This window comes from Alkalihalophilus pseudofirmus (assembly GCF_029094545.1).
GTDB classification, from domain to species: domain Bacteria; phylum Bacillota; class Bacilli; order Bacillales; family Bacillaceae_D; genus Alkalihalophilus; species Alkalihalophilus pseudofirmus.
Window position 1 is genome coordinate 571492 of the sequence record NZ_CP117835.1, and the last position, 21927, is coordinate 593418.

Annotated in this window: 23 protein-coding genes; 17 read left to right on the plus strand and 6 right to left on the minus strand. The window is 40.4% G+C overall.

Annotation, left to right across the window (positions count from 1 at the left end; genetic code table 11):
• Nucleotides 1-469: 469 nt before the first annotated feature.
• Nucleotides 470-2242, plus strand: a complete 1773-nt coding sequence (locus PQ478_RS02890) for a M3 family oligoendopeptidase (RefSeq protein ID WP_289235785.1) — start codon at nt 470-472, stop codon at nt 2240-2242.
• A 176-nt stretch (nt 2243-2418) separates the two neighbouring features.
• A complete protein-coding gene (locus tag PQ478_RS02895; protein WP_289235786.1) occupies nt 2419-4116 on the plus strand; it encodes a methyl-accepting chemotaxis protein in 1698 nt (565 codons plus the stop codon).
• A 306-nt stretch (nt 4117-4422) separates the two neighbouring features.
• Here PQ478_RS02895 and PQ478_RS02900 read toward each other — a convergent pair whose 3' ends face one another.
• From PQ478_RS02900 to PQ478_RS02910, 3 genes are all read right to left on the minus strand, one after another.
• On the minus strand, nt 4423-5451 hold the full coding sequence (locus tag PQ478_RS02900) for a cytochrome d ubiquinol oxidase subunit II (protein WP_022629872.1): 1029 nt from the start codon (nt 5449-5451) through the stop codon (nt 4423-4425).
• Nucleotides 5452-5482: 31 nt separating this feature from the next.
• On the minus strand, nt 5483-6826 hold the full coding sequence (locus PQ478_RS02905) for a cytochrome ubiquinol oxidase subunit I (protein WP_289235787.1): 1344 nt from the start codon (nt 6824-6826) through the stop codon (nt 5483-5485).
• A 167-nt stretch (nt 6827-6993) separates the two neighbouring features.
• Entirely contained in the window at nt 6994-7134 is a 141-nt protein-coding gene (locus tag PQ478_RS02910) for an FbpB family small basic protein (RefSeq protein ID WP_012957538.1), read from the minus strand.
• 197 nt (nt 7135-7331) lie between these two features.
• On the opposite strand from PQ478_RS02910, the gene PQ478_RS02915 reads away from it, so the two are divergent.
• The 5 genes from PQ478_RS02915 (at nt 7332) to PQ478_RS02935 (ending at nt 10131) form a co-directional block, all read left to right on the plus strand.
• Complete coding sequence (locus tag PQ478_RS02915) at nt 7332-7757, plus strand: hypothetical protein (protein WP_012957539.1); 426 nt, start codon at nt 7332-7334, stop codon at nt 7755-7757.
• A 241-nt stretch (nt 7758-7998) separates the two neighbouring features.
• Complete coding sequence (locus PQ478_RS02920; RefSeq protein WP_012957540.1) at nt 7999-8145, plus strand: hypothetical protein; 147 nt, start codon at nt 7999-8001, stop codon at nt 8143-8145.
• 70 nt (nt 8146-8215) lie between these two features.
• Nucleotides 8216-9175 (plus strand): MBL fold metallo-hydrolase, encoded by a 960-nt coding sequence (locus tag PQ478_RS02925; RefSeq protein WP_289235788.1) that lies wholly within the window; start codon nt 8216-8218, stop codon nt 9173-9175.
• A gap of 118 nt (nt 9176-9293) precedes the next feature.
• Nucleotides 9294-9650, plus strand: a complete 357-nt coding sequence (locus tag PQ478_RS02930; RefSeq protein WP_012957542.1) for a hypothetical protein — start codon at nt 9294-9296, stop codon at nt 9648-9650.
• A 328-nt stretch (nt 9651-9978) separates the two neighbouring features.
• Entirely contained in the window at nt 9979-10131 is a 153-nt protein-coding gene (locus tag PQ478_RS02935) for a hypothetical protein (RefSeq protein WP_158305547.1), read from the plus strand.
• Nucleotides 10132-10171: 40 nt separating this feature from the next.
• On the opposite strand, the gene PQ478_RS02940 is transcribed toward PQ478_RS02935, so the two are convergent.
• Nucleotides 10172-11377, minus strand: a complete 1206-nt coding sequence (locus PQ478_RS02940; protein WP_289235789.1) for an MFS transporter — start codon at nt 11375-11377, stop codon at nt 10172-10174.
• A gap of 159 nt (nt 11378-11536) precedes the next feature.
• Between PQ478_RS02940 and PQ478_RS02945 the strand changes: the two genes are divergently transcribed.
• The 3 genes from PQ478_RS02945 to PQ478_RS02955 all read left to right on the plus strand — a co-directional run bounded on the left by PQ478_RS02945 (nt 11537) and on the right by PQ478_RS02955 (nt 14088).
• The gene (locus tag PQ478_RS02945; RefSeq protein ID WP_075683391.1) at nt 11537-11917 is read left to right on the plus strand and encodes an OsmC family protein; all 381 of its coding nucleotides are present in this window, start codon (nt 11537-11539) and stop codon (nt 11915-11917) included.
• Between the two features lie 138 nt (nt 11918-12055).
• Entirely contained in the window at nt 12056-13426 is a 1371-nt protein-coding gene (locus tag PQ478_RS02950; RefSeq protein ID WP_289235790.1) for an MATE family efflux transporter, read from the plus strand.
• A gap of 47 nt (nt 13427-13473) precedes the next feature.
• The gene (locus PQ478_RS02955; protein WP_012957546.1) at nt 13474-14088 is read left to right on the plus strand and encodes a YczE/YyaS/YitT family protein; all 615 of its coding nucleotides are present in this window, start codon (nt 13474-13476) and stop codon (nt 14086-14088) included.
• A gap of 33 nt (nt 14089-14121) precedes the next feature.
• Here PQ478_RS02955 and proC read toward each other — a convergent pair whose 3' ends face one another.
• Entirely contained in the window at nt 14122-14916 is a 795-nt protein-coding gene (proC, locus tag PQ478_RS02960) for a pyrroline-5-carboxylate reductase (RefSeq protein ID WP_075684187.1), read from the minus strand.
• A gap of 126 nt (nt 14917-15042) precedes the next feature.
• Between proC and PQ478_RS02965 the strand changes: the two genes are divergently transcribed.
• The gene (locus tag PQ478_RS02965; protein WP_012957549.1) at nt 15043-15891 is read left to right on the plus strand and encodes a YfkD famly protein; all 849 of its coding nucleotides are present in this window, start codon (nt 15043-15045) and stop codon (nt 15889-15891) included.
• Nucleotides 15892-16153: 262 nt separating this feature from the next.
• Here the strand turns inward: PQ478_RS02965 and yfkAB are convergent, their stop codons facing one another.
• Nucleotides 16154-17266 carry a radical SAM/CxCxxxxC motif protein YfkAB gene (gene yfkAB / locus PQ478_RS02970; protein WP_289235791.1) on the minus strand — a complete coding sequence of 371 codons (1113 nt, stop codon included), beginning with the start codon at nt 17264-17266 and terminating at the stop codon, nt 16154-16156.
• A gap of 257 nt (nt 17267-17523) precedes the next feature.
• On the opposite strand from yfkAB, the gene PQ478_RS02975 reads away from it, so the two are divergent.
• The 6 genes from PQ478_RS02975 to pdaA all read left to right on the plus strand — a co-directional run bounded on the left by PQ478_RS02975 (nt 17524) and on the right by pdaA (nt 21912).
• Nucleotides 17524-17712: an SE1561 family protein gene (locus PQ478_RS02975; RefSeq protein WP_012957551.1), complete on the plus strand. Its 189-nt coding sequence runs from the start codon at nt 17524-17526 to the stop codon at nt 17710-17712.
• 12 nt (nt 17713-17724) lie between these two features.
• Nucleotides 17725-18363: a histidine phosphatase family protein gene (locus PQ478_RS02980; RefSeq protein ID WP_289235792.1), complete on the plus strand. Its 639-nt coding sequence runs from the start codon at nt 17725-17727 to the stop codon at nt 18361-18363.
• Nucleotides 18364-18496: 133 nt separating this feature from the next.
• Entirely contained in the window at nt 18497-18670 is a 174-nt protein-coding gene (locus PQ478_RS02985; protein WP_012957553.1) for a hypothetical protein, read from the plus strand.
• Between the two features lie 161 nt (nt 18671-18831).
• Nucleotides 18832-19029, plus strand: coding sequence for a cold-shock protein (locus PQ478_RS02990; RefSeq protein WP_012957554.1), 198 nt, complete (start codon nt 18832-18834; stop codon nt 19027-19029).
• Nucleotides 19030-19203: 174 nt separating this feature from the next.
• Nucleotides 19204-20727, plus strand: coding sequence for a fumarate hydratase (locus PQ478_RS02995; RefSeq protein ID WP_274378533.1), 1524 nt, complete (start codon nt 19204-19206; stop codon nt 20725-20727).
• A gap of 384 nt (nt 20728-21111) precedes the next feature.
• Complete coding sequence (gene pdaA, locus PQ478_RS03000; protein ID WP_289235793.1) at nt 21112-21912, plus strand: delta-lactam-biosynthetic de-N-acetylase; 801 nt, start codon at nt 21112-21114, stop codon at nt 21910-21912.
• The last annotated feature ends 15 nt before the right edge of the window (nt 21913-21927 follow it).

Below are 21927 nucleotides of genomic sequence, written 5' to 3' on the forward strand. Positions count from 1 at the left end.
ACCCCACAGGAGTGTATGTAACGACGAGGAGGCTCCCGGGCCGCCCGCGGAAAGCGTGCGCCTGCAGCGGAAATCAACACTTATGGCAGGGAGGGCCTTTTCACATTTTGTGTGGCTATAGTAGGTATCCTGCTAGAGCAAATCGACGAGGAGGCAACTGGTGCTGCCCGCGGAAAGCGTGCGCCTGCAGCGGAAAGCAACAACTACAGCAGGGTAGGCTTTTTCATATTGTACGGGGCTAATAGGTATCCGGCTAGAGAAAACCGACGAGGAGGTAACTGGTGCCGCCTGCAGAAAGCGTGTACCTGGAGTGTAAATCAACAGTCGCTGTAAGCAGGAGCGACTTCTTTAGGTAGTCATCGTCTATTTTTTATTTTTTTAAATGTTCAAAATCTTATAGCGGTATAGAAAAAGGTTTGTTAAAGTTAGGTTAGTACGGATTACGAAATATTCAAGGAGGAACATACATATGAAATACCCTCAAGTGTGGGACTTAGAGACCTTCTTTAAAGGAGGCAGTGATTCTGAGGAATTTAAGACATTTGTACAAAAGGCAAATGAAATGAGCAAGGAGCTAAACGAAAGATTACAGCAATCCTTATCTCTTAATGAGCTAGAATCTTTCATTCATGACCTTCAAACCTTAATGCAGCATGCTAGAGAAGCTGGAGCATTTGTCAGCTGTCTTACTGCGCAGGATGTGAAAGATGAAAAGGCATCCCTTTGGCAAGGGAGCGTACAAGAGCTGTTTACTTCTGTACAAAATGTCACGGTAGGCTTAGAAGAAAAGTTAACAGATCTGACAGCAGATGAGTGGACGGCTCTGATAAATACAGAATCTTTAAGGGAAATTGCCTTTAATCTAGAAGAAAAAAAGAAAGCAGCCGATGAAAAATTAAACCCTGCAGAGGAGAAGCTTGCTGCAGCTCTTGCTGTTGACGGGTACCATGCGTGGGGAACGGTATATAATCAAGCAGTGGGACGCATGCAGATTCCATTTGAAGAGAACGGCGAAACCAAATTATTATCAGCAGGCCAGCTCCAAAACCGCCTGAATAGCGCAGATCGCAAAACAAGAGAGCAGGCATTTGATGTTTCTGAAGAGGCATGGCAGAAAGAAGCCCCTTTATTCACATCCACTCTTAATCATCTAGCGGGTTTTCGCTTGAAATTGTACGAAGCAAGAGGCTGGGATCACGTATTAAAAGAACCGCTAGATATTAATCGAATGAGCGAGAAGACGCTTAACGCGATGTGGGAAGCGATTAATGATAATAAACCGCGCTTTTATGAATTTATGAATCGTAAAGCAAAATTGCTTGGAGTCGAAAAGCTTGCGATGCATGATGTTCACGCACCGCTTCCGACCGAGGGGGATGCTTCTATTTCTTACGATGATGCTTGTGATTTAATTATTAAGCATTTTAATAAATTTAGTCCAAAGCTTGCGAGTTTCACTGAAGGAGCCCTGCGTGATGGCTGGGTAGAGGCAGAAGACCGAGCTGGTAAACGTCCTGGCGGCTTTTGCACTTCGTTTGCTGTATCGAAACAATCTCGAATCTTCATGACCTATGACGGTTCTATGGCGAATGTGGCGACATTGGCTCATGAGTTAGGTCATGCCTATCACAGTCATTGTTTAAAAACGAAGCAGCCGCTTGCACAGCGTTATGCAATGAATGTAGCAGAAACGGCTTCTACATTTGCAGAAACAATCGTAGCCGATGCTCTAGTAAATGAAGCGAAGGATGCGGATGTAAAACTTTCATTACTTGAAAATAAAGTAAACCGTGCGCTTGCTTTCTTTATGAATATTCATGCCCGCTTCCTATTTGAAACGCGATTCTATGAGGCTCGTAAAGAGAAACTTGTATCTACTGGTGAACTAAATGCTTTAATGGAAGAGGCTCAGCGTGAAGCATATGGAAATCAGCTTGAAAATTACTCACCGACCTTCTGGGCATCTAAACTCCATTTCCATATTACAGGAGTCCCTTTTTACAACTTCCCATATACGTTTGGCTACTTGTTCAGTATGGGAATCTATAAGCGTGCACTAGAAGCGGGAAGATCATTTGAAGATGATTATATATCCTTGCTTGAAGATACAGCGAGTATGAATGTAGAAGAGCTTGCTATGAAGCATCTACAAGCAGACCTCACTACAAAAGAATTCTGGCAGGAAGCAATTGACCTCGTTTTAGCTGATGTAGACGAATTTATGAGATTAACAGATAAATAATAGACAGAACCAAGGAGATGATTTCCTTGGTTCTTTTAATTTCTCTTAAAACAGGACTTTATTACCGGTAAAATAGGTAACAAAAATAACTATTTATTGAGAGGTTATGGTACTATATATTTGCAATCGATTAAATTCAACAAATATTGCGAAAAAATGGGGGATGAGAGAAGCCGATGAAAAGGGGATCAGTAGCTCAAAAAATGATAGCAGGGTTTGTGGTGGTAGCTATCATATTCAGTATTGCTAGTGTTTTTTCATACATAAATGTTAAAAATGTTGATCAATCATATCAGGAGTTAACTGGTTTTGTGCGAGATCTTGAAGTAACGACCCTTCGTATGGAAAGTAATTTAAATCGTACGAGCAGTAATTTACGAGGATATTTATTAACAGGTGAACGTGAGATGCTTGAGCGGTTTTATGATTATAACCGACAAGTGAATCTCTACATAGAAGAGTTGCAGCAACTCGTACCTGATGGTGAGACTGCTGGGCGGATGGAGCTTCTTGAGGAATTAAATGCAAGCTATTTACAACTGTCTAATACTGCAATTAATCAATTTCAGCTTAATCCTGAAGGAGCAATTGCAATCGTCAATAATGAAGTCCAGCCGATCGCGAGAGATATGATTAACGAAGCGGACCAATTTACTGCACAAATTCAAGATTACCGAGCAGAACGGGCATCAGCTATTGCTAGTGAGGTAAGAAATGCGATTGTGTTAACAGTTGTAATTAGTATTGTGGCCTTCTTAGTTGCAATTGGGATTGGTATTGCCTTATCAATGCTGTTGACAAAGCCATTAAAAGAAATGAAATCCGCTGCTGAGAGAATGGCAAATGGAGATTTGACTGTTAATACAGCAAGAGTGAGAGGGAATGATGAGATCGCAGCGCTATCTGCTTCCTTTGCTGTGATGCAAGAACAGCTGCGTACACTTGTGGGCCAGCTTTTATACAATTCAGATCAAGTGGCAGCAGCATCTGAGGAACTCTCAGCAAGTGCTGAACAGACTTCAAGAGCAACCGAACATACAGCGTCGGCTATCGAGAGGATTGCGAAAGGCAGTGACGATCAATTAGCTACAGCGGCAAAAAGTAATACTTTATTAGGTGAAGTTTCATCTAGTGTAGAAGAAATGGCTGTAAGTACTGCTGCAGTTGAGGAACAGTCCGAAAAATCTCGTCAGTATGCTGCAGATGGGGGCAAGCTTGTCCGTGAGACCGTCGACAAAATGAAAGCAATCGATCAATCTGTCAAAGATTCAGATAAGGCGATTCAAGGAATGTCTACTAAGGCAGAGGAGATTGGAGGCATTTTGGATGTGATCCGCGGGATTGCAGATCAGACGAATTTGCTTGCATTAAATGCAGCAATTGAAGCAGCGAGAGCAGGGGAGCATGGAAGAGGCTTTGCGGTTGTAGCAGATGAAGTGAGAAAACTTGCTGAACAATCTTCAGACAGTACGTTGAAAATTAATGATCTTATTTCTGAAATGCAAAATGAAACAAAACATTCTGTTACCATGATGGGGCTTGTAAAAGAAGAGGTACAGGAAGGACTTGTTACGGCAAATGATACCGATCGTAAATTTACAGCGATTAGCGAGGCCATTGAATTAATGAACGAGCAGATCGAACAAATCAATGATACTGCTCAAACAATGGCTGAGAGATCAGAGGTTGTCTCATATTCTGTAAATGAGATGACGGATATTGCCAAAGAATCATCAGAGCACAGTTCGACAGTAAGTGCTTCGGCTCAAGAAACATTGGCATCGATGGAAGAAGTAACGTCTTCTGCTCATGCGCTGACAACAATGGCCGAAGAGCTGCAGCAGCTTGTGAAAACATTTAAAATTGATCGTTAATACGTAAGAAGAAGCTGTCCCGCTTAGGAGCAGCTTCTTTCGTTTGATCCATGGGAAGAGGCGCATATCCTCAGTCAATGAATACAATTCCAATTCACACGGACGCATAAATTGGTTGAAGCGACGCAATACGAAGAGATAGGCGCAATTTAGCCCGTAAACGACGCAATACCTCGAAACATGCACGCATTGAGCTCCTCAACGGACGCATAAACAAGGTAAAAACTTATAATTGGTCACGTGCCAATCTGATTCTACACATGCTAGCTAGCGCGGGCACTTCCTTTTCAGATGGGGTATTAAATGTTAGCCCTCTTGCTTCAAATAACGTTTATCTTTCATGAATAATCTCCAGAAGAAAATGAAGATCGGCACAAGCACCGCCATCCCCACCCCGTATCCAATCAGAAGCAGACCAAACATCGTGTCGTTTGTAAACGCATCATAAATTGTGACATCAGGATAGAGGAAATAAGGCATGTGGGCGGACCCGTAAGCAAAGCTTGCAAGGCCGAACTGGGCAGCAATTAAAAGGACAGCTGCTCTAGGTTGCCCTACACTTACTTTTTTTGACGGCCACCAAAGCGCACTGTACCCTATGCTGAATGCTAACAAGGATAGCGAGAACAAAAGCCATTCGTTCGCCATATTTTCAAACATCCAGAATGCTTCAGGAATTAACGTGAAAATCGCAGCGACTGCAAACGCCAGAGTAATCGGACCAAGAATAATCGCATTTTTTCTATACACATGGTAGGTCTCTTCAGAATTGGCTTCTCTTGCATAATCACTTAATAATAGTGAAGATAAAAACAGCTCTGTACTAATTCCAAAGCCAAGGTGAGTGTAGAAGGTAGGGCTTGTGAAAAGCTGGTTCACTAATACATATTGCCTGTCTCCTACTGTCTCTACAAAGCCGCCGATTGCTGCAGGCAGTATACTAATAAGCAGGGCTGGAATTAATAAGCCGGTCACACCTGAGATGATGACAAGCATATTCGTATATTTCTGTACGGAATATGAATACACCATAAAGGCACTCCGGATCGTTAACAGAATTAACACCAGGCAAAAAGGAACGATCATAATTGTACCTAGTGAAGAGGCAGCTCCTGGAAAGAAACCGACAAGAGCCACGACAAGGAGTACTAAAAAAACATTCGTTACTTCCCATGAAGGTGAGAGATACCTATTCGCAATACTTGCAGCTTTTGTGTCCGTTCGCTTACGATAAAACATCGCCCAGAAACCTGCGCCAAAATCAATAGAGCCTGCAATGGCGTAGACAAATAAGAACACCCACAAAATGATAATGGCAATATAGACATTTTCCATCTTTTAAACTCCCTTCTATTTAAAGCATGATTTAAGCTGTAGGTGTCGTCGAATGCAGCTCGTGAGTGACAGGATTTCTCTTGAAATAAAAATACATGACAAGACCAGTCAGTACGAGCAAGCTCAAATAAAGAGTCAGGAATAAAAAGAAGAGCATGCCTAAGTTTCCGGAATTTGTCGCGGCTTCGGCTGTTCTTTGCACTCCGAAAATCGTCCAAGGCTGTCTGCCGGTACAGCTGAAAATCCAACCCGTTTCAATGCCGATCATTGAAAGCGGTCCGCATAACACAAGTGCTCCTAAAAGCCATTTTGGAAATGCTTTTTGTTTTTTTCTTCCCAAAAACCAAATGACCCAAAAGATACCGGCAAGTCCTAACAGAACGGTCCCAATCCCAACCATGACATTAAATAACGTATGGACGAATAAAGGCGGCCACTCATCCCGAGGAAAGTCGTTTAATCCTTGGACTACCCCGTCGGTTGAACCAGTCGCAAGCCAGCTTAGCATCCCTGGAATTTCAATTCCTCCAATCACTCGTCCTGCTTCAGGATCCGGAGTGCCTAGTATGGCAAGCGGTGCATTGTCCTGTGTTTCAAACAATCCTTCAGCCGCAGCCAGTTTCACAGGTATTTCTTCATGCAGCATGATTGCTGTGTCATGGCCGTTATTAGCCGTGTAAAATGACATAGCGAGGGCGACACCAAGCGAGAGCATCAGCCCTTTCTTGTGATAGGTTGTTTCACGAGCAGTTAACCCTCCGCGAAACAGCTTATACGCAGCAACAGAACCTAACATAAAGGCGCCAGTCATATAAGCGCTTCCCAGTACATGCATAGCCGTTACATAAATACTGGGATTGAATACAGCTTCAAGAGGGCGGACATTTGAAACGACTCCATCTACATAATCAAACCCCCTCGGCGTATTCATCCAGGCATGCGCATCAGTAATTAATACAGCAGAAGCCGTCGCCCCTAATGCGACAAAGAATACAGTGATAATCCGCATTGTGGGAGAGAGGCGGTCTGCAGCATACACGTAAATAGACAGAAAGAGAGCTTCGATAAAGAAGGCAAAGATCTCAATTTGAAACGGCAGGGCAATGACTTGTCCGACAATTTCCATATAGCCCGGCCATAATAAAGACAGCATGACAGCTACGATTGTTCCTGATGGGATCGCGACTCCAAGCAAGATCGCCACACCTTTTGTCCATCTTTTGGCAAGTAACCCGTAGTCCTCGTCTTTTTTGATCAGCCGTAGTATTTCAGCCAGCAGTATCATTAATGTGATCCCAACACCTAGTGTGGCAAAAATAATATGAAAGGCCATTGATGATCCGAATAAGCTACGTGCTAATAGTACATTATCCATCTAGTTCGTTCCCTTCTAGCTGATGTAAGTCCATCACAGTAGTATGTAGCGCTGTCATTACTTTGTGTCAGGGTTAATGGAATTATGCACTATATTTTCCAGCATAAAAAAACCACCTCATCCATTCAGAAGCAATACACTGAATAATGGACAGGTGGTTTATATATTTATGAATGTTTAATTTTTTGTGAAGCAATCTTTTTCTCTTCTAGCCGCTTCTCAAGCTTATCGAGAAATTCAGGGTCATTTAGTAATTGTTTTTTATTTTCAAGTACTAATTTATCAAAATTAACCGTTTGACGTCTCATTTAGCACCATTCCTTATACATTTTATTAACAAGGGGGTAAAACCTTGCTGTACAGTAATTATAACAAGAAAAAGACGTATATACAGGTTAAATTGTTACAATTTTTTGATAAAGGTGAAAAATGACGGATGATGTCGAACATTTCTATTGATTCATTTGAACGCATAGGATGGTAAAAACGTGGAAAGGGTGTTGGAATGGACAGATCTGCGTTTAGACAAACGATAGAAGTGAATGAGATGTTAGAGGATTTGATGGAGACGGAGAGTTCAGATGTATTGATGATTGATTATCTCTCTGTTATTTCTCCTAGTGAGCAAGCTTCTTTTTTATGGAAGCAAATATTAGAAAGCAGAAGAAGACATTATGATTGGCTTAGGAGCGTGTATTATCAACTAAACGGAAGGTGGCCGGAGGTGGATCAAGAAATTTTTAGACGTCCTTCTTCATATGAGGAAGGACTTACAACCCAATTGACAAGAACAGAAAGAAGAAAACTCCATATGCAGAGTTTAATGAATCAGATGCTATATGCATCCGTATATTTCAGTCAATCCCTTCAAATTATTTATAATCAATTGTTGTATGAAGAATTGTTGCTTAGACATCTTAGACGGTTCTAAAAGGAGCATATCATCTCACCATGATATGCTCTTTTTGTTCATTCTAGAACTGGAAAAAATTAATTTTGAATGTAAGCGCTTACCATAAAAAATAGGTGTTTACAAGAGGTTGTTTAATTGTTAGAATATTTTTAACATTTAAAGAAAGTTCATTGGATTAACCCATTCGTTAGTTGAACGATTGTTCGACAGCTGGGTTTATTCCCAAAATACACAGAGAAACGTATAGGAGGAGAGAGGCATGACAGTATCAGAAAAGAAGAAATTTGAGGATCTACAAAGGAAGATTGAAAGTCTTACTCATGAGTTAAATGAATTAAAGAAAGTTCAACAAGAAGGCTTTGAGCCTCTTGAAACAGATCATTTTCTTACACAAGCTTACAATTAATGTTAAGATGAAGATGTTTAACAGCTGTTAAGCATCTTCTTTTTATTATGTTAATGGAAGGAGTATTGTGATGACCGTCAAGACCGAGAAAATTCATTGTATAACGATACCTACGCCTTTTCTTGTAGGTCCTGTGAATTGTTACCTCATTGAAGGCGCTGTCCTTACTTTAGTAGATACAGGCCCCAAAACAGAGGAAGGATTAAACGTTTTAAAATCTCGAATTAAAGAAATTGGCTACATGATGAATGATATTGAACAAATTGTTCTCACTCATCATCACCCTGATCATGTTGGGCTCACTGCTTCATTTCCTCATGCTAAAGTGATCGGGCATAAATTAAATCAGCTGTGGTTGTCGCGAGACCGGGTGTTTTTTGAGCAGTATGCCAGCTATTTCAAAACCTTTTATATGCAGCACGGCCTAAATGAAAATCAGTTAAAAGTCATTGAACGTTCGTCATTAGGTTATCTACATTTTGTTGACCGAACCAATGTAGATATTTTCATCAGTGAAGGCGATACGCTCCCTGGATTGCCTCATTGGCAGGTAGTGGAAACACCAGGTCATGCGCAAAGTCATTTATTTTTTATTAGAGACACTGACCGTATGGCCATAGGAGGAGATGTCTTATTAGCATCTGTTTCTTCAAATGCCTTGCTTGAAGCCCCTTTAGATGGAGAAGAGAGGCCGAAAACATTATTACAATACCGCGATTCTCTTCAAAAGTTAAAAGACCTTGATATTAAAGAACTTTATACAGGACATGGAGAAAAAATTAAGGACGTAGCAACTTTAGTAGACAAACGCTTAGCTTCTCAAGAGGAACGAGCGAAAGTTATTTATGGCCACTTAAAAGAAGGTCCGATGACAGTCAATGAGCTGGGTGCAAAGATGTTTGGCAGAAGCCATGAAAAACAGCCGGAATTAACATTTTCTGAAGTGTTCGGGCACCTTGATTTATTAGCACAGGATGATTTAGTGTCTGAGATCAATGATGGAGATTTTATTTATTTTAAAGCAAAATGAATGGTCAATCATTCATTATATAACTAAGATTTAATTATTCAGACAACATTCGTTTCTATTTCAGCTCAATTATTGGTAAAATAATGAGAAAGAGCATTTACTTAAGGAGGAAGTTGTAATGGAAACGGAAAAAAAAGGGTGCCAGTCGCTTTGCAAAGGTTTATGGATTGGCGGGGCTGTTGCATTAACGATTGTACTCGCAAAAAAAGAATGGCGTCAAAAACTTAAAGAAGAAGTAACTGATTTAAAAGAAGGCACAACAGAAGCGGTGACATTTATCCGTGATAATCGCCAGCAGATTTTTGATCAAGTGCGTGAAACAGCTACAGAAGTTTCTCAAGTTATCCGTGATATATCAGAAGATGTTAAAAAACTTTCTGAGACTGCAGCTCACCTGAAGGAAAGTTCAGAAGAGATTATTCAAGCAACGAAGGAAGCTGCCGAAGAAGTAAAGCAACTTAAAAATAAAGAATAAAACTGGCGCATAATATCATAAATTGCGGACATCATAATGTTTGAGGACGGCAGTTGATCTGCTGTTCTTACCACCAACCCTAAGGCAAGAAGTTGTTCAGAGGTACAATAGGCAAGTTGCGAATTTTGAGTAAGATCCTTACATGAGGTGATTACATTGAAGGAGTATTACTAGTACGTTCAGATTGTTTTTAACATTTGTTCTTAACAATATGTTTTTTACAATATTGAGTGAGGTGTCTCCTAAAAACAAAGATCGTTACGACCCCAGATTGTTCATTGAATAAAGAATATCTGTTTTAGGTTATGGTGAAATGGAGGTGGCCACATTGCGTCGGTCACCTCCATTACTTTCAAAAAGGCAGGTGTCTGATATGAGCCAGAAGAAAAAGCCAAAAGCAAATGCACATCACTCTGGGCATAAACATGCCAACAATCATAAGACAAGCAGTTCTGCTAATAAACAAAATGGATATCACTAAAACATATAACCCTCATTCTTTTTAGAATGAGGGTTTCTTATTATTTGGATAACGTAACTTCTTGGTTTGTATTCGTTTGAGCAGACTTAAATAACGTTCCTGTTACTAAGATGAAGAGGAGCATGCCGCCAATCGAATAATAAATACTGCCTGATTCAAAGATATCAATAAACACACCCCCGATAAGCGGCCCTGTCATACTTCCTACGCCAAAACTGATCGCCATCATCACGTTTCCAGTCGGCAAAAGGTGGGCAGGGATAAGATCGGCTAAGTACATAACTCCTAGAGAAAAGAAGGAGCCGACAAACGCTCCAGCCAAAATAAATAAGATAAATAGGATTGTGCTAGATGATTCAAAAGTGATCATTGCAAAAAAACAGAAGGCACCAAGGGCGGATAGAATTAACAAGATTCGTTTTCTGCCGATACGATCACTAAGAAGACCCAGCGGCAATTGAGTAATCAGACCCCCAATTACAAAGGCTGGCAAAAGAATGGATACGAGCTCTATTGTCATACCTGACCTCAGCGCATAAACAGGATAATTCCCGTGAAGAGATGCTTCAAGAAAGCCATATCCAAAGGCCGGCAGAAAGGCAAACCATGCAAGTTTGAATACTTCCTTATAACGACTCCATGTTGAAAGCTTGCTTCCGGTTTCCAAGTCAGATAAAGGAAACTCGTTTCTCATTTGAAGAATTAATAACCATGCGAGTAAACTAAGGCCGGCAGATATTAAAAATGGCAGCCATTCGTTGATGGCTAAAAGCCTAGTCATAAATGGACCTGCTCCAAACCCTAAGCCAAAAGCGAGACCGTACAATGATATATTTCGACCACGGTTTTCCTGTGTACTGGTCGTTGTAATCCATACTTGTGTAGCAAAATGAACCATATTATCGCCGATGCCAATAATGATTCTAAGGATAAACCAAAACCAAAAAGCCTGCCATACAGGAAGTAATAAAAGAGAGGTGATCATAAGAATTAAACCGATCGTAATGACAGGCTTATATCCATACTTCCTTACAGGGTGCTCGATAAAAGGTGAAGCAAGCAGAACACCAATATAAAGAGCTGCTGCATTTAAGCCGTTAAGGGATGATGAGACGCCAGCATCTTCTAGCATAATAGCTAAAAGAGGCAAAAGCATTCCTTGGGCAAAGCCTGCTATGGCAACCATAATTATTAAGACGATTAAGCGGTATAAAGGGCGGTTTTCCTCTTGTTGTTCACGTATCATCAGGGTTCACCTCTTTTCATTTACATACAACATCGTCTATTGTACCTTCTATCTATCCTTCTGACTATCAAACGATGAAGTTTGGAGAAAAAATGGTACAATAGAAGATGATACAGGGGATTAGTATTAAGTGTAGGAAGAAATAAAGGAGGATGTATGATGGAATTTAAAATGAAAGAAAATGGCTTTGAAACGGATGTGGAATTTGGAACTTTACAGGTTTCTGGAAATGCCGAGCACGGCTTCAGACCTTATCAGCTGCTCGTTTCTTCGATTGCTGTATGCAGCGGAGGAGTTTTACGCAAGGTGCTCGAGAAAAAGAGAGTTGCCTATGAGGATATTCATATTAAAGCAGATGTAGTACGCAATACAGAAGGAGCGCAAGAAATCCAAGCTGTACATATGCACTTTACGATTAGAGGCTGTGATGCTAGTGAGCAAAAAATTGAAAAGTCATTAGAAGTAACAAGAAAAAACTGCTCAATGGTACAATCAGTGAAAGAAAGTATTGAGATTACTGAGTCCTTTGAATTAAAATAAACCTTTTCCGCCCTGCTGGTCTAACATGGTCAGCAGGGCTTACTCTTTTTATTAAAACCTATTTCATACTATAATGAGGCTTGGATAAATAATGAGAATTAAAATGAATTGAAGCTAATATGAATAGAAGGGATTTATATGAAAACCGCGCAGACTAAGCAAATTGATTTTACAGAGGGCAGTATTAGGAAGAAGATGATTCTATTCTCTTGGCCGATCTTTTTTGCTAATATGCTACAAGCCTCGTATCAGTTTGTTGACTCTCTTTGGGTCGGAAACTTACTTGGAACCAATGCATTAGGAGCAATCTCGATCTCGGCTACGGTCGTCTTTACGATTTTATCATTTATTATCGGAGTAAATGGTGCGACGTTAACAGTTCTTTCTCAACGAAAAGGAGCGAATGATGAGAAGGGACTTAAAGAATCATTGAATGCGTTCGTTTTTGTTCTTGGATCACTCGCTCTTATATTAGGTGCTATTGGGTTCCTTTTTTCAGGTAGTATTTTGCGTGCCATGGGAACTCCCGATGCGATTTTACCTTATGCTGAATCCTACTTGAAAATAAACTTTATTGGGATCTTGTTTTTATTTGGCTATAATTTTATTGGGACGGTACTCAGAGCGCTTGGGGATAGTAAGACTCCCATTCGATTTGTCATGCTCGCCGTCATTTTAAACGCCATTTTAGATCCCTTGTTTATCAGCGTGTTTAACCTAGGTATAGATGGTGCGGCTTATGCAACGATTATCGCACAAGGTACAGCTTTTATTTATGGGCTGTTGTACTCGATTTTACGTGCAGGTGTGCCCTTTAGTATTCCGACACTTCCTGAGCGAAAATATTTTGTCGTCCTCTTTAAAATGGGATTGCCAGCCGGACTCTCAATGATGGCTATCTCAGCTGGTATTTTAGCGATTATGACAGTTGTAACAGGCTTTGGTGAAGACGTCGTAGCTGGATTTGGAGCTGCTCAGCGGCTTGATAGTATTATTATGCTGCCAGCACTTACCCTTGGTTCTGCTGTAAATAGCATGGCTGGTCAAAATATAGGCGCTAGAATGTGGGAGCGTGTTCGCGAGGTTGCCAAAGAGGCAATCAAGTTGATTGTAGCTGTCACTCTGCTGATCAGCACTATCATGTTTTTATTTGCAGAGTACTTTGTGTCTTTATTTATTCAAGACCCTGCAACCGTTGCATTTGGTGCGATGTATGTGCAAACGATCGCTTTCTTTTATCCGTTTTTAGGAATTAACTTCGTGTTAAATGGAATTGTTCGTGCCTCTGGAGCGATGGTACAAGTCCTCGTATTAAATATCATTTCGTTTTGGGTGCTGCGTTTTCCGCTAACCTATCTATTTGCTGAATGGCTCGGTGAGAGAGGCATCGCAGTTGGTATGGGAATGAGCTTTGTAGTGAGCAGTATCATCGCAGCAAGCTATTATTTCCTCGGAAATTGGCGAAAGATAAGTGAAGATGTGATAAAGCACACAGAAGGAACGAAATAAGGTATAGTGGTAAAGTTGGAAAAAGTAATATGATGGAGGAATAGTGAATGTCTGTATCAGTTAAACGAGGGCTGTTTTATTTAGTAGGGCTCTTAATTTTGTCCTTTGGAATTACAATGACGATCTTAGCTGGGCTTGGGGCAGGTGCATGGGATGCTCTAAATGTTGGTTTGTCATTAATGACGCCATTTACAGTAGGGAACTGGGTTATTTTCATCGGGATCATCTTAATAATTTTGAATGCATTATTATCGAAATCAAAGCCGGAAGTTCTTTCTTTAATCACAATTGTGGTATTAGGGTTCTTTATTGATTTTTGGCTGTTAATCGTATTTCCTAATATGTTTATAACCGAAGTGATCTTGCAATACATTGTTTTATTCGTAGGGATCGTGATGATGGCTTTAGGTATTGCAACATATCTTCAAGCTAAATTTGCTGTCATCCCAATTGATCGTTTTATGTTTGTCTTACAAGACTTGTTCAAGGTTAAACTGATGGTTGCAAAGACGATTGGAGAGGTGACAGCATTAATCGCGGCTTTCTTTGCAGGCGGGCCGATTGGTGTGGGAACGATTTTAGTTACCTTTTTAATTGGGCCGATGATTCAGTTTTTCTTCCCTAAACTTGAGAAAATGGTTTATGGCACAAAAGAAGCATAAGAAAAAAGGACTGACATAATGTCAGTCCTTTTCTTAATTTTTCTTAGCTTTCGCATGGTCATTCGTCGCTTTAACTGCTTCCATAATGGCTGCTTGAAAATGATTTTTCTCTAACGATTTCAGGCCAGCATCTGTTGCACCGCCAGGAGAGGTTACTTGCTCTCTTAACAAAGCTGGATCTTTATATGTTTTTAGCATTTCAGCACTTCCTATAACCATTTCTTGGACTAGCTTCTCAGCTTGATTTTGACTAAGTCCGTATTCAGCAGCCGCAACTTGTAATGCTTCTGTGAAATAATATAAGAAAGCAGGAGCACTCCCAGTAACTGCTGTAAGGTTGTGGATCTGATCTTCGGTCAATTGTTCTGATGCGCCTATGGAGTTCAAAATCATTTGAAGCTGTTCTTTATGAGCTTCGTTAACATGTTGTCCGTATGTATAGGTTGACATCGATTTGCCAACGCTTGCTGCTGTGTTGGGCATAACCCAGGCAACTGGTGTTTTATTTGGCAGGCGAGCCTCTAAGAAAGTTGGATCCACACCTGCAGCAACGGTAATGACAAATTGACCGTTTATACGCGGAGAAAGATCTTCTAATAACTGGTCATGGGCACTAGGGGGACAAGCAAGCAAAATCGTATCTGCCTCATCAATCCCCTCGCTCCAATGATTGATTGTTTCGATATGATAGCGTGTTTTTAAGGAAGCTAATTTTTCTTTATTATGTAAATTTGTAACGGTAACTTTTACATCTCTATCGTTTTTATGAAGAATTCCAGCGAAAATAGCTTCTGCCATTCGACCAGCCCCGATAAATAGTATGTGCATCCCTCATCATCCTTTCTATTCCTATACCGTACCAAAAAGAAGAGGAAACGGAAAGCGACGGATATTTTTTTATTTCCTGCTTACACTACCGTTAACAAAAACATTTAAATTAAGGAGGAAATAATGATGAAGCGGACAATATCGGTTCTTATGATGCTTCTCTTTGTGTGTATTTCATTTCAAAGCGCACCATATACAGTAATGGCCCAAGGAGATAGTGAAGGGAAAGATGGTAAAGATGAAAAAGTCACTGAAGAAAAGAAAGATTTTACCATTCCAAGCTCAGTCTTGCCTATTTCTAAAGAGAATACGTACACAAACCCTACCCAAGACCTTCCTTATCTTCAGCCGAGCACGTTAGCTGAAGAGTTACTAGGTACAACAGATGTGAAAATTGAAAACCCCGATCTTATCCGGATTTTTAATGAATCAACCATTAACGATTCCAAGCTGGCAATTGGGTTCCGTGCTTCTATTTACTTGGGTGAATGGCCGTTAGCTTATGAATCAAATGGAACCGAAGTGAACTGGGAATATCAGAAAGTGAACACTAATTTCATCGATAATCGCGGGGGACAGTCTCCGCAAAAGCTTGCCTATACTCAGGAACAACAAAAACGTGTGAATGGCGGGTTAACAGCAAAAATACCAAATAGTGAAGCAGTAAAGAAAATGATGATGATTAAAGCAGCTGAGCATACGAATTTACCGCTCGCATTTGATACAGTCATTGGCCAAGGAACGAAAAAGAATAATTCGTATCATATTGCCCCTAAGCAGGTAGGATATTTGCATAGCTATGTGCCAGCAGCACATGAAAAGGGAAAAGTGACTTACGGAGAAGTGTATTTAACGTTTAAAGGCGGCAAACGCAAACTTGAAGTGAAAAATGTAACACAGCAAGGGGTAGGGGCCTGGATTCCTGTTCAAGATCATTTATCCTTTGCCTTTATTGCCGCGAATCAGCCTAAATAGTATTAAGGCTGAGCTTAAGGTTGGGGTAATTGTATGATTGGAGTCGTTTATACGTTAGTTCGTGAGCTGATTGCGTCTATATTTCATGGAATTATATGTTTTGACGGGTTAATTGCGCTAGTCTCGAGTAATTGCATTACTTCAACTAACATATGCGTCGGTGCGAGGGAGAATTGTATCTTTTCAAAGGATACAATTCTCCCTCACCTGCTCGTTCATACGGGAAATAAGGAGCTGTCCTCGTGGACAAGCTCCTTTTTCGTTAAATATTTGATTTGCGTTTCGTGAAATCTATCTCTTTATAGTATGCATCTTTTACAAGGACATTGGGTCCAAGACATTTAACGGAAGCACAGTGGCAAGATAAAGACTTGTTTAATTCGGTGTTTCGCCATGTTTCGTACGCCTCATTTAAAGATGTATTTGTGATGTTGCCAAGAGGTGGTGTATCTCCAAAATCAGTCACGATAATGTCCCCGTCAAAAATATTTACATTCAAGCGTGAACGGCCGTCTGGATCATTTCGTACCGTTACATTCTTCTCGCTAAACAACCTCTTTTGAAGGAGAAGGTCATCCGCGTTATCACTGCAAGGGTAAAATGGTAAAGTACCAAATAACATCCATGTATCAGGGTCTCGCACGTCAAGGAGTTGGTGGATGCCAGCACGGATTTCATCTAATGAGGCCACTTCAAGAGTGGAAGCGAAGTCGCTAGGGTACATAGGATGCACCTCATGCCTTTGACAGCCCATTTCTACAATCTGTTGATGGATCTTATCTAAGTGAGGAAGCGTTCGTTTGTTAATCATCGTTTCCGCAGATACGATAACCCCTCTTTTTGTTAATTCTTTTGCGTTGCTGACCATACGTTCAAATAGAGCCGCACGCTGCTCATAGCTCGGTTTACGATCCATTACCGCAAATCCAATTTCCGCAAAATCATCTACACTTCCATAATTATGAGAGATATGAAGAACATCGAGATATGGAATGATTTTTTCATACCGCTTCAAATCAAGTGTTAAGTTGGAGTTGATTTGTGTACGGACTCCACGTTCATGCGCATATTTTAGTAACGGAACGACATATTGATCGACGGATTTCATCGAGAGCATAGGTTCTCCGCCAGTAATACTAAATGCTTTTAAATGGGGAATTTCATCTAATCGCTTAATAAGTAAATCAAGCGGCAGGGGAGTCGGGTCTTTATGCTGCAGGGTGTAACCGACCGCACAATGTTCACACCTCATATTACAGAGGGTAGTCGTAGTGAACTCAATGTTTGTAAGTTCTTGTCTGCCAAAAGAGATGATATCTTCATAAGCCTCCCATGGATCATAGGAGGGGGTGATTTTTGGTAATGTTTGATTCAAAAAAATCGAACTCCTTACTTTAGTTACAGTTCTGCATATGCAACATGCAAAACATCATGAATTCTCATACTAACCCTAATCATAACGTAAATAGAAAGTAAGAAAAAGACTTAACAACAATTGACACCCCGCTCCTTAGTTGTCCCGATCAATTGAATCTGTTAAACTTTAAGCAGTTTTAATGAAGAGTACGTTACGTATGGCATGTTAAATCGAAAGAATATAAAGGTAAATGTACTATAAAGGAGCGATTACGAGTGGGCGGAGCTATTCACAACAAGAAAGAACAAATGGATTACTTACACCGCAGGTTAGATTTAGTAATGAATGTACTGGATTCAATCGACCCAGAAGAAGCTGGTGTTGAAGAGATTGATCGATTACTTGCTATGCTGGATGATATTGAAGTAAAGTGTAAGCAATTCCGTAACGATTGGTCTGAATAAGGAGGCATTTAAATGAATCTTTATTTAATCCGTCACGGTGAATCAGAGGGTAATCGATTAGGTAAGATTCAAGGCTGGAGTGATTTTCCTCTTTCAGAAATAGGAAAAAAACAAGCGTTAAAACTTGGGGATTTTTTTCAAGGAATCCAACTCGATTATCTATACAGCAGTGACTTAACACGTGCACATGATACAGCTCTTGCAATAGGTAGTGAAAAAGATCTTACCGTTCATAAGTGGGAAAAAGTTCGGGAAGTAAACTTAGGTCCGTTTCAAGGTTTGTCTCGTGAGGAGATCTATGAACACTTTCCTAAAGTGAGGGAGACATCGATTCTAACCTCAGGCATTGCTGGAACAGAGTCTGTTCACGAGCTGACAGAACGTTGTAAATACGTTGTCGATCAATTGAAAAGAGCTCATAAAAATGACCATGTTGCCATCGTTTCTCATGGCGGATTCATTAGTATATTTCTCATGTACCTTATGATTGGGGATAATTGGGGAGAATTCCATCGTCCGTTTCAGATAGGGAATACAAGTATTTCACATATCGAGTTGAGCAGACCGGGCAAGCCTTTATTCCATTATATTAATCGTGATCATCACTTATCGATGGAAGGAATGGCCTCAAAAAAAATGGGCTTATTATAATTTTTATCATAAAAGGCGTTAAGGAGCAGTGTTCCCTAGCGTCTTTTTAGTTGCTCCCTTTTTTTGATGGTTTACAAGTGAGATAACTATGAGACAATAGAAGGACGTTAAAAAATAGAAAGTGGGAAAAATAGTGCGAAAAAATAAATTTGATACAAATGAAAAGGTTTTACTCAAATCTTTAAAAGAGACGGTCACAGTGAATAAATTCAGTTATGTGCCGAACATGAAACGTTACTCTTACACAGTCAAAGAATACCCCCACACTTTCTATTTTGAAGAAGAATTAGAACAACTTACAACTTAAATTTGCTTTTCTTCATCATAACTGTTATGATGAACTTACATTATTTTTGTTCGGATATCTCGATAAAGTTAAGCCTTTCTTTTACAAGTGGTTTTCTTCTATTGGATTACATGAGCAAGAGTAGTAATAATATGTGGGTAATCCACGATGGAGGAATTTTCATGACACAAGGTACAGTTAAATGGTTCAACGCAGAAAAAGGTTTCGGTTTCATCGAAGTTGAAGGTGGAGACGACGTATTCGTACACTTCTCAGCTATCCAAGGTGAAGGTTTCAAATCACTTGAAGAAGGTCAAGCTGTTTCATTTGAAATCGAGCAAGGCGCTCGCGGACCTCAAGCTGCAAACGTACAGAAGTAATAACTGAAGTACAATATAGAGGACTCCCTATGGGGGGTCCTTTTTTGTTTTCTCTTCTGTAGACGCTTTCAATTTGGTCTTTCGGAATGTTTAGACTAGCAGTATAATAGAAGACGAAGAACATAGAGAAGAGCGGAAAAGGAGCTGGCAGAAGTGGAGAAATTGCAACAAAGCATGTATGAATTAATCGTGGAAACATCAACAAACTTACCGAATGATGTACGTCGTGCGATTGCTAAGGCAAAAGCACAAGAGAATGCAGGCACAAGAGCAGCACTTTCTTTATCAACAATTACAGAGAATATTGAAATGGCAGATGAGAAAGTGTCACCTATTTGTCAGGACACAGGTATGCCTACGTTTGAAATTAAAACTCCTGTAGGCGTAAATCAAATTGAAATTAAAAAAGCCATTCATAAAGCAATGGAGCAAGCAACAGCTGATGGAAAGCTTCGTCCGAACTCTGTTGATTCCTTAACAGGTAAAAACAGCGGCAACAACCTAGGCGGCGGGACACCGGTTATTCATTTTTCTCAATGGGAAGAAGATGTGATTGATGTTCGCTTGATCTTAAAGGGCGGCGGCTGTGAAAATAAAAATGTACAGTACAGCTTGCCAGCGGAGTTAGAAGGGCTCGGCCGTGCTGGACGTGACCTTGATGGTATTCGCAAATGTATCATGCACTCTGTCTACCAAGCACAAGGACAAGGCTGTAGTGCGGGCTTCATTGGTGTTGGAATTGGCGGCGATCGTACGACGAGTTATTCCTTAGCTAAGGAGCAATTATTCCGCACAGTAGATGATGTAAACCCGGTTGAAGACCTTAAGAAGCTTGAAGATTATGTAATGGAAAATGCGAATAAACTTGGTATTGGAACAATGGGATTCGGCGGAGAAGCGACATTACTCGGCTGTAAAATTGGAGCAATGAACCGCTTACCAGCAAGCTTCTTTGTATCCGTAGCGTACAACTGCTGGGCATATCGCCGTTTAGGTGTAGTTATTGATCAATCAACTGGTGATATTAAAGAGTGGTTATACAAAGATGGCGAAACAGTTGACCTAAACACGGCGAGCAAAGAAATCGCAGCAGCTGCCGAAGTACAGGAAAAAACACGTGAAGTGGTCCTTGAAGCACCAATCACAGAAGAACAAATTCGTGATCTTAAAGTCGGAGATGTTGTCATTATTAACGGAATGATGCATACAGGCCGTGATGCGATTCACCATCACTTAATGGATCATGATGCACCAATTGATTTGAACGGACAAATTATTTACCACTGTGGACCAGTAATGCTTAAGGACGAAGAAGGAAACTGGCATGTGAAAGCGGCCGGTCCTACGACAAGTATTCGCGAAGAGCCTTATCAAGGTGATATCATGAAGAAATTTGGTATCCGAGCAGTAATGGGTAAAGGCGGTATGGGACCTAAGACGCTTAAAGCTCTAGAGGAGCATGGCGGCGTCTACTTAAATGCCATTGGCGGTGCGGCTCAGTATTATGCTGACTGTATCAAAGAAGTAAAAGGGGTAGACTTAATGGAATTTGGAATTCCAGAAGCGATGTGGCACCTAGAAGTAGAAGGGTTTGCTGCAATCGTAACGATGGATTCACACGGCAACAGTCTGCATGCTGATGTAGATAAATCTTCACTTGAAAAATTAGCTGAATTTAAAGAGCCGGTATTTAAATAAGTAATTGTTGAACATGAAGCTGCCTTGTACGAGGCAGCTTTTTCCTCGTTTCTGAAGTGATGCAATTCTTCCTTTAAAAGATCTAATTATGATCAACAACGACACATATCGGGCTTGAAAGGAGGCAATAGTGTATAATTGGCGCAATAAGACCAGCAAATAACACAATGACATTTCATACCCACGCAATCAGCTTATCAACAGGCGCATAAACAGTGTGAAAAAATACAATCAAGTGCAGTTCAGTCACTGTACAAGTTTCGTAAGCCAAGTCCCTGATCATCTACAATACATCCTTCCTCATATTGTCTAATCAATGAAAAGAATACATATTGCACTGCACTAGTGACAAACTAAGAAAAAAGTGAGGGAGTATGATACATCATGATCAAAAAAACAACAGTCCTCCTCTTTCTTTTCTTCGTTTGTTTCAACATAACAGCAGGCGGCATTCATGCTTACGACTCCAAAACGTATAACTGGAGCTTCAAACCTGCAAAAGATAATAAGCCTGTTACAACCGAGTCTCTATATATTCAAATGCTCGAAGATACAGGAGGCTTCTTTATTGGGGATACAACGAAAAAAGAACTGTACTTAACTTTTGATAATGGGTATGAAAATGGATACACAGAAAAGATTTTAGATGTGTTAAAAGAAAAAGAAGTACCAGCTGCGTTTTTTGTCACCGGTCATTACTTAGATTCTGCATCAGACCTTGTAGTGAGAATGGTCAATGAGGGCCATATTGTCGGTAATCACTCTTGGCATCATCCAAGTCTTCCTGAAATCGGTGAGGGAAGATTGATGGAAGAGTTAACTAAGGTAAAAAACAGATTTACAGAACTCACAGGCGAAAAAGAGATGAATTACCTCAGACCTCCTCGAGGACAATTCAGCGAACGTTCGTTAGCCTTATCTGCCAAATTAGGCTACACCAATGTATTTTGGTCCATGGCCTATAAAGATTGGGAAGTGAATAATCAAAAAGGCGGACAGTACGCATATGATCAAATCATGAAACGAATTCATCCAGGAGCCATCATGCTGATACACTCTATTTCTAGTGACAATGCAGAAGCTCTGCCAAAAGTAATCGATGAGGCTAGAAAACAAGGCTACACCTTCAAAAGCCTAGATGACTACATGTTCAGCCAAAAAATCGAACAACTCCCATTTCCATAAGAAAAGCGGAGGCAA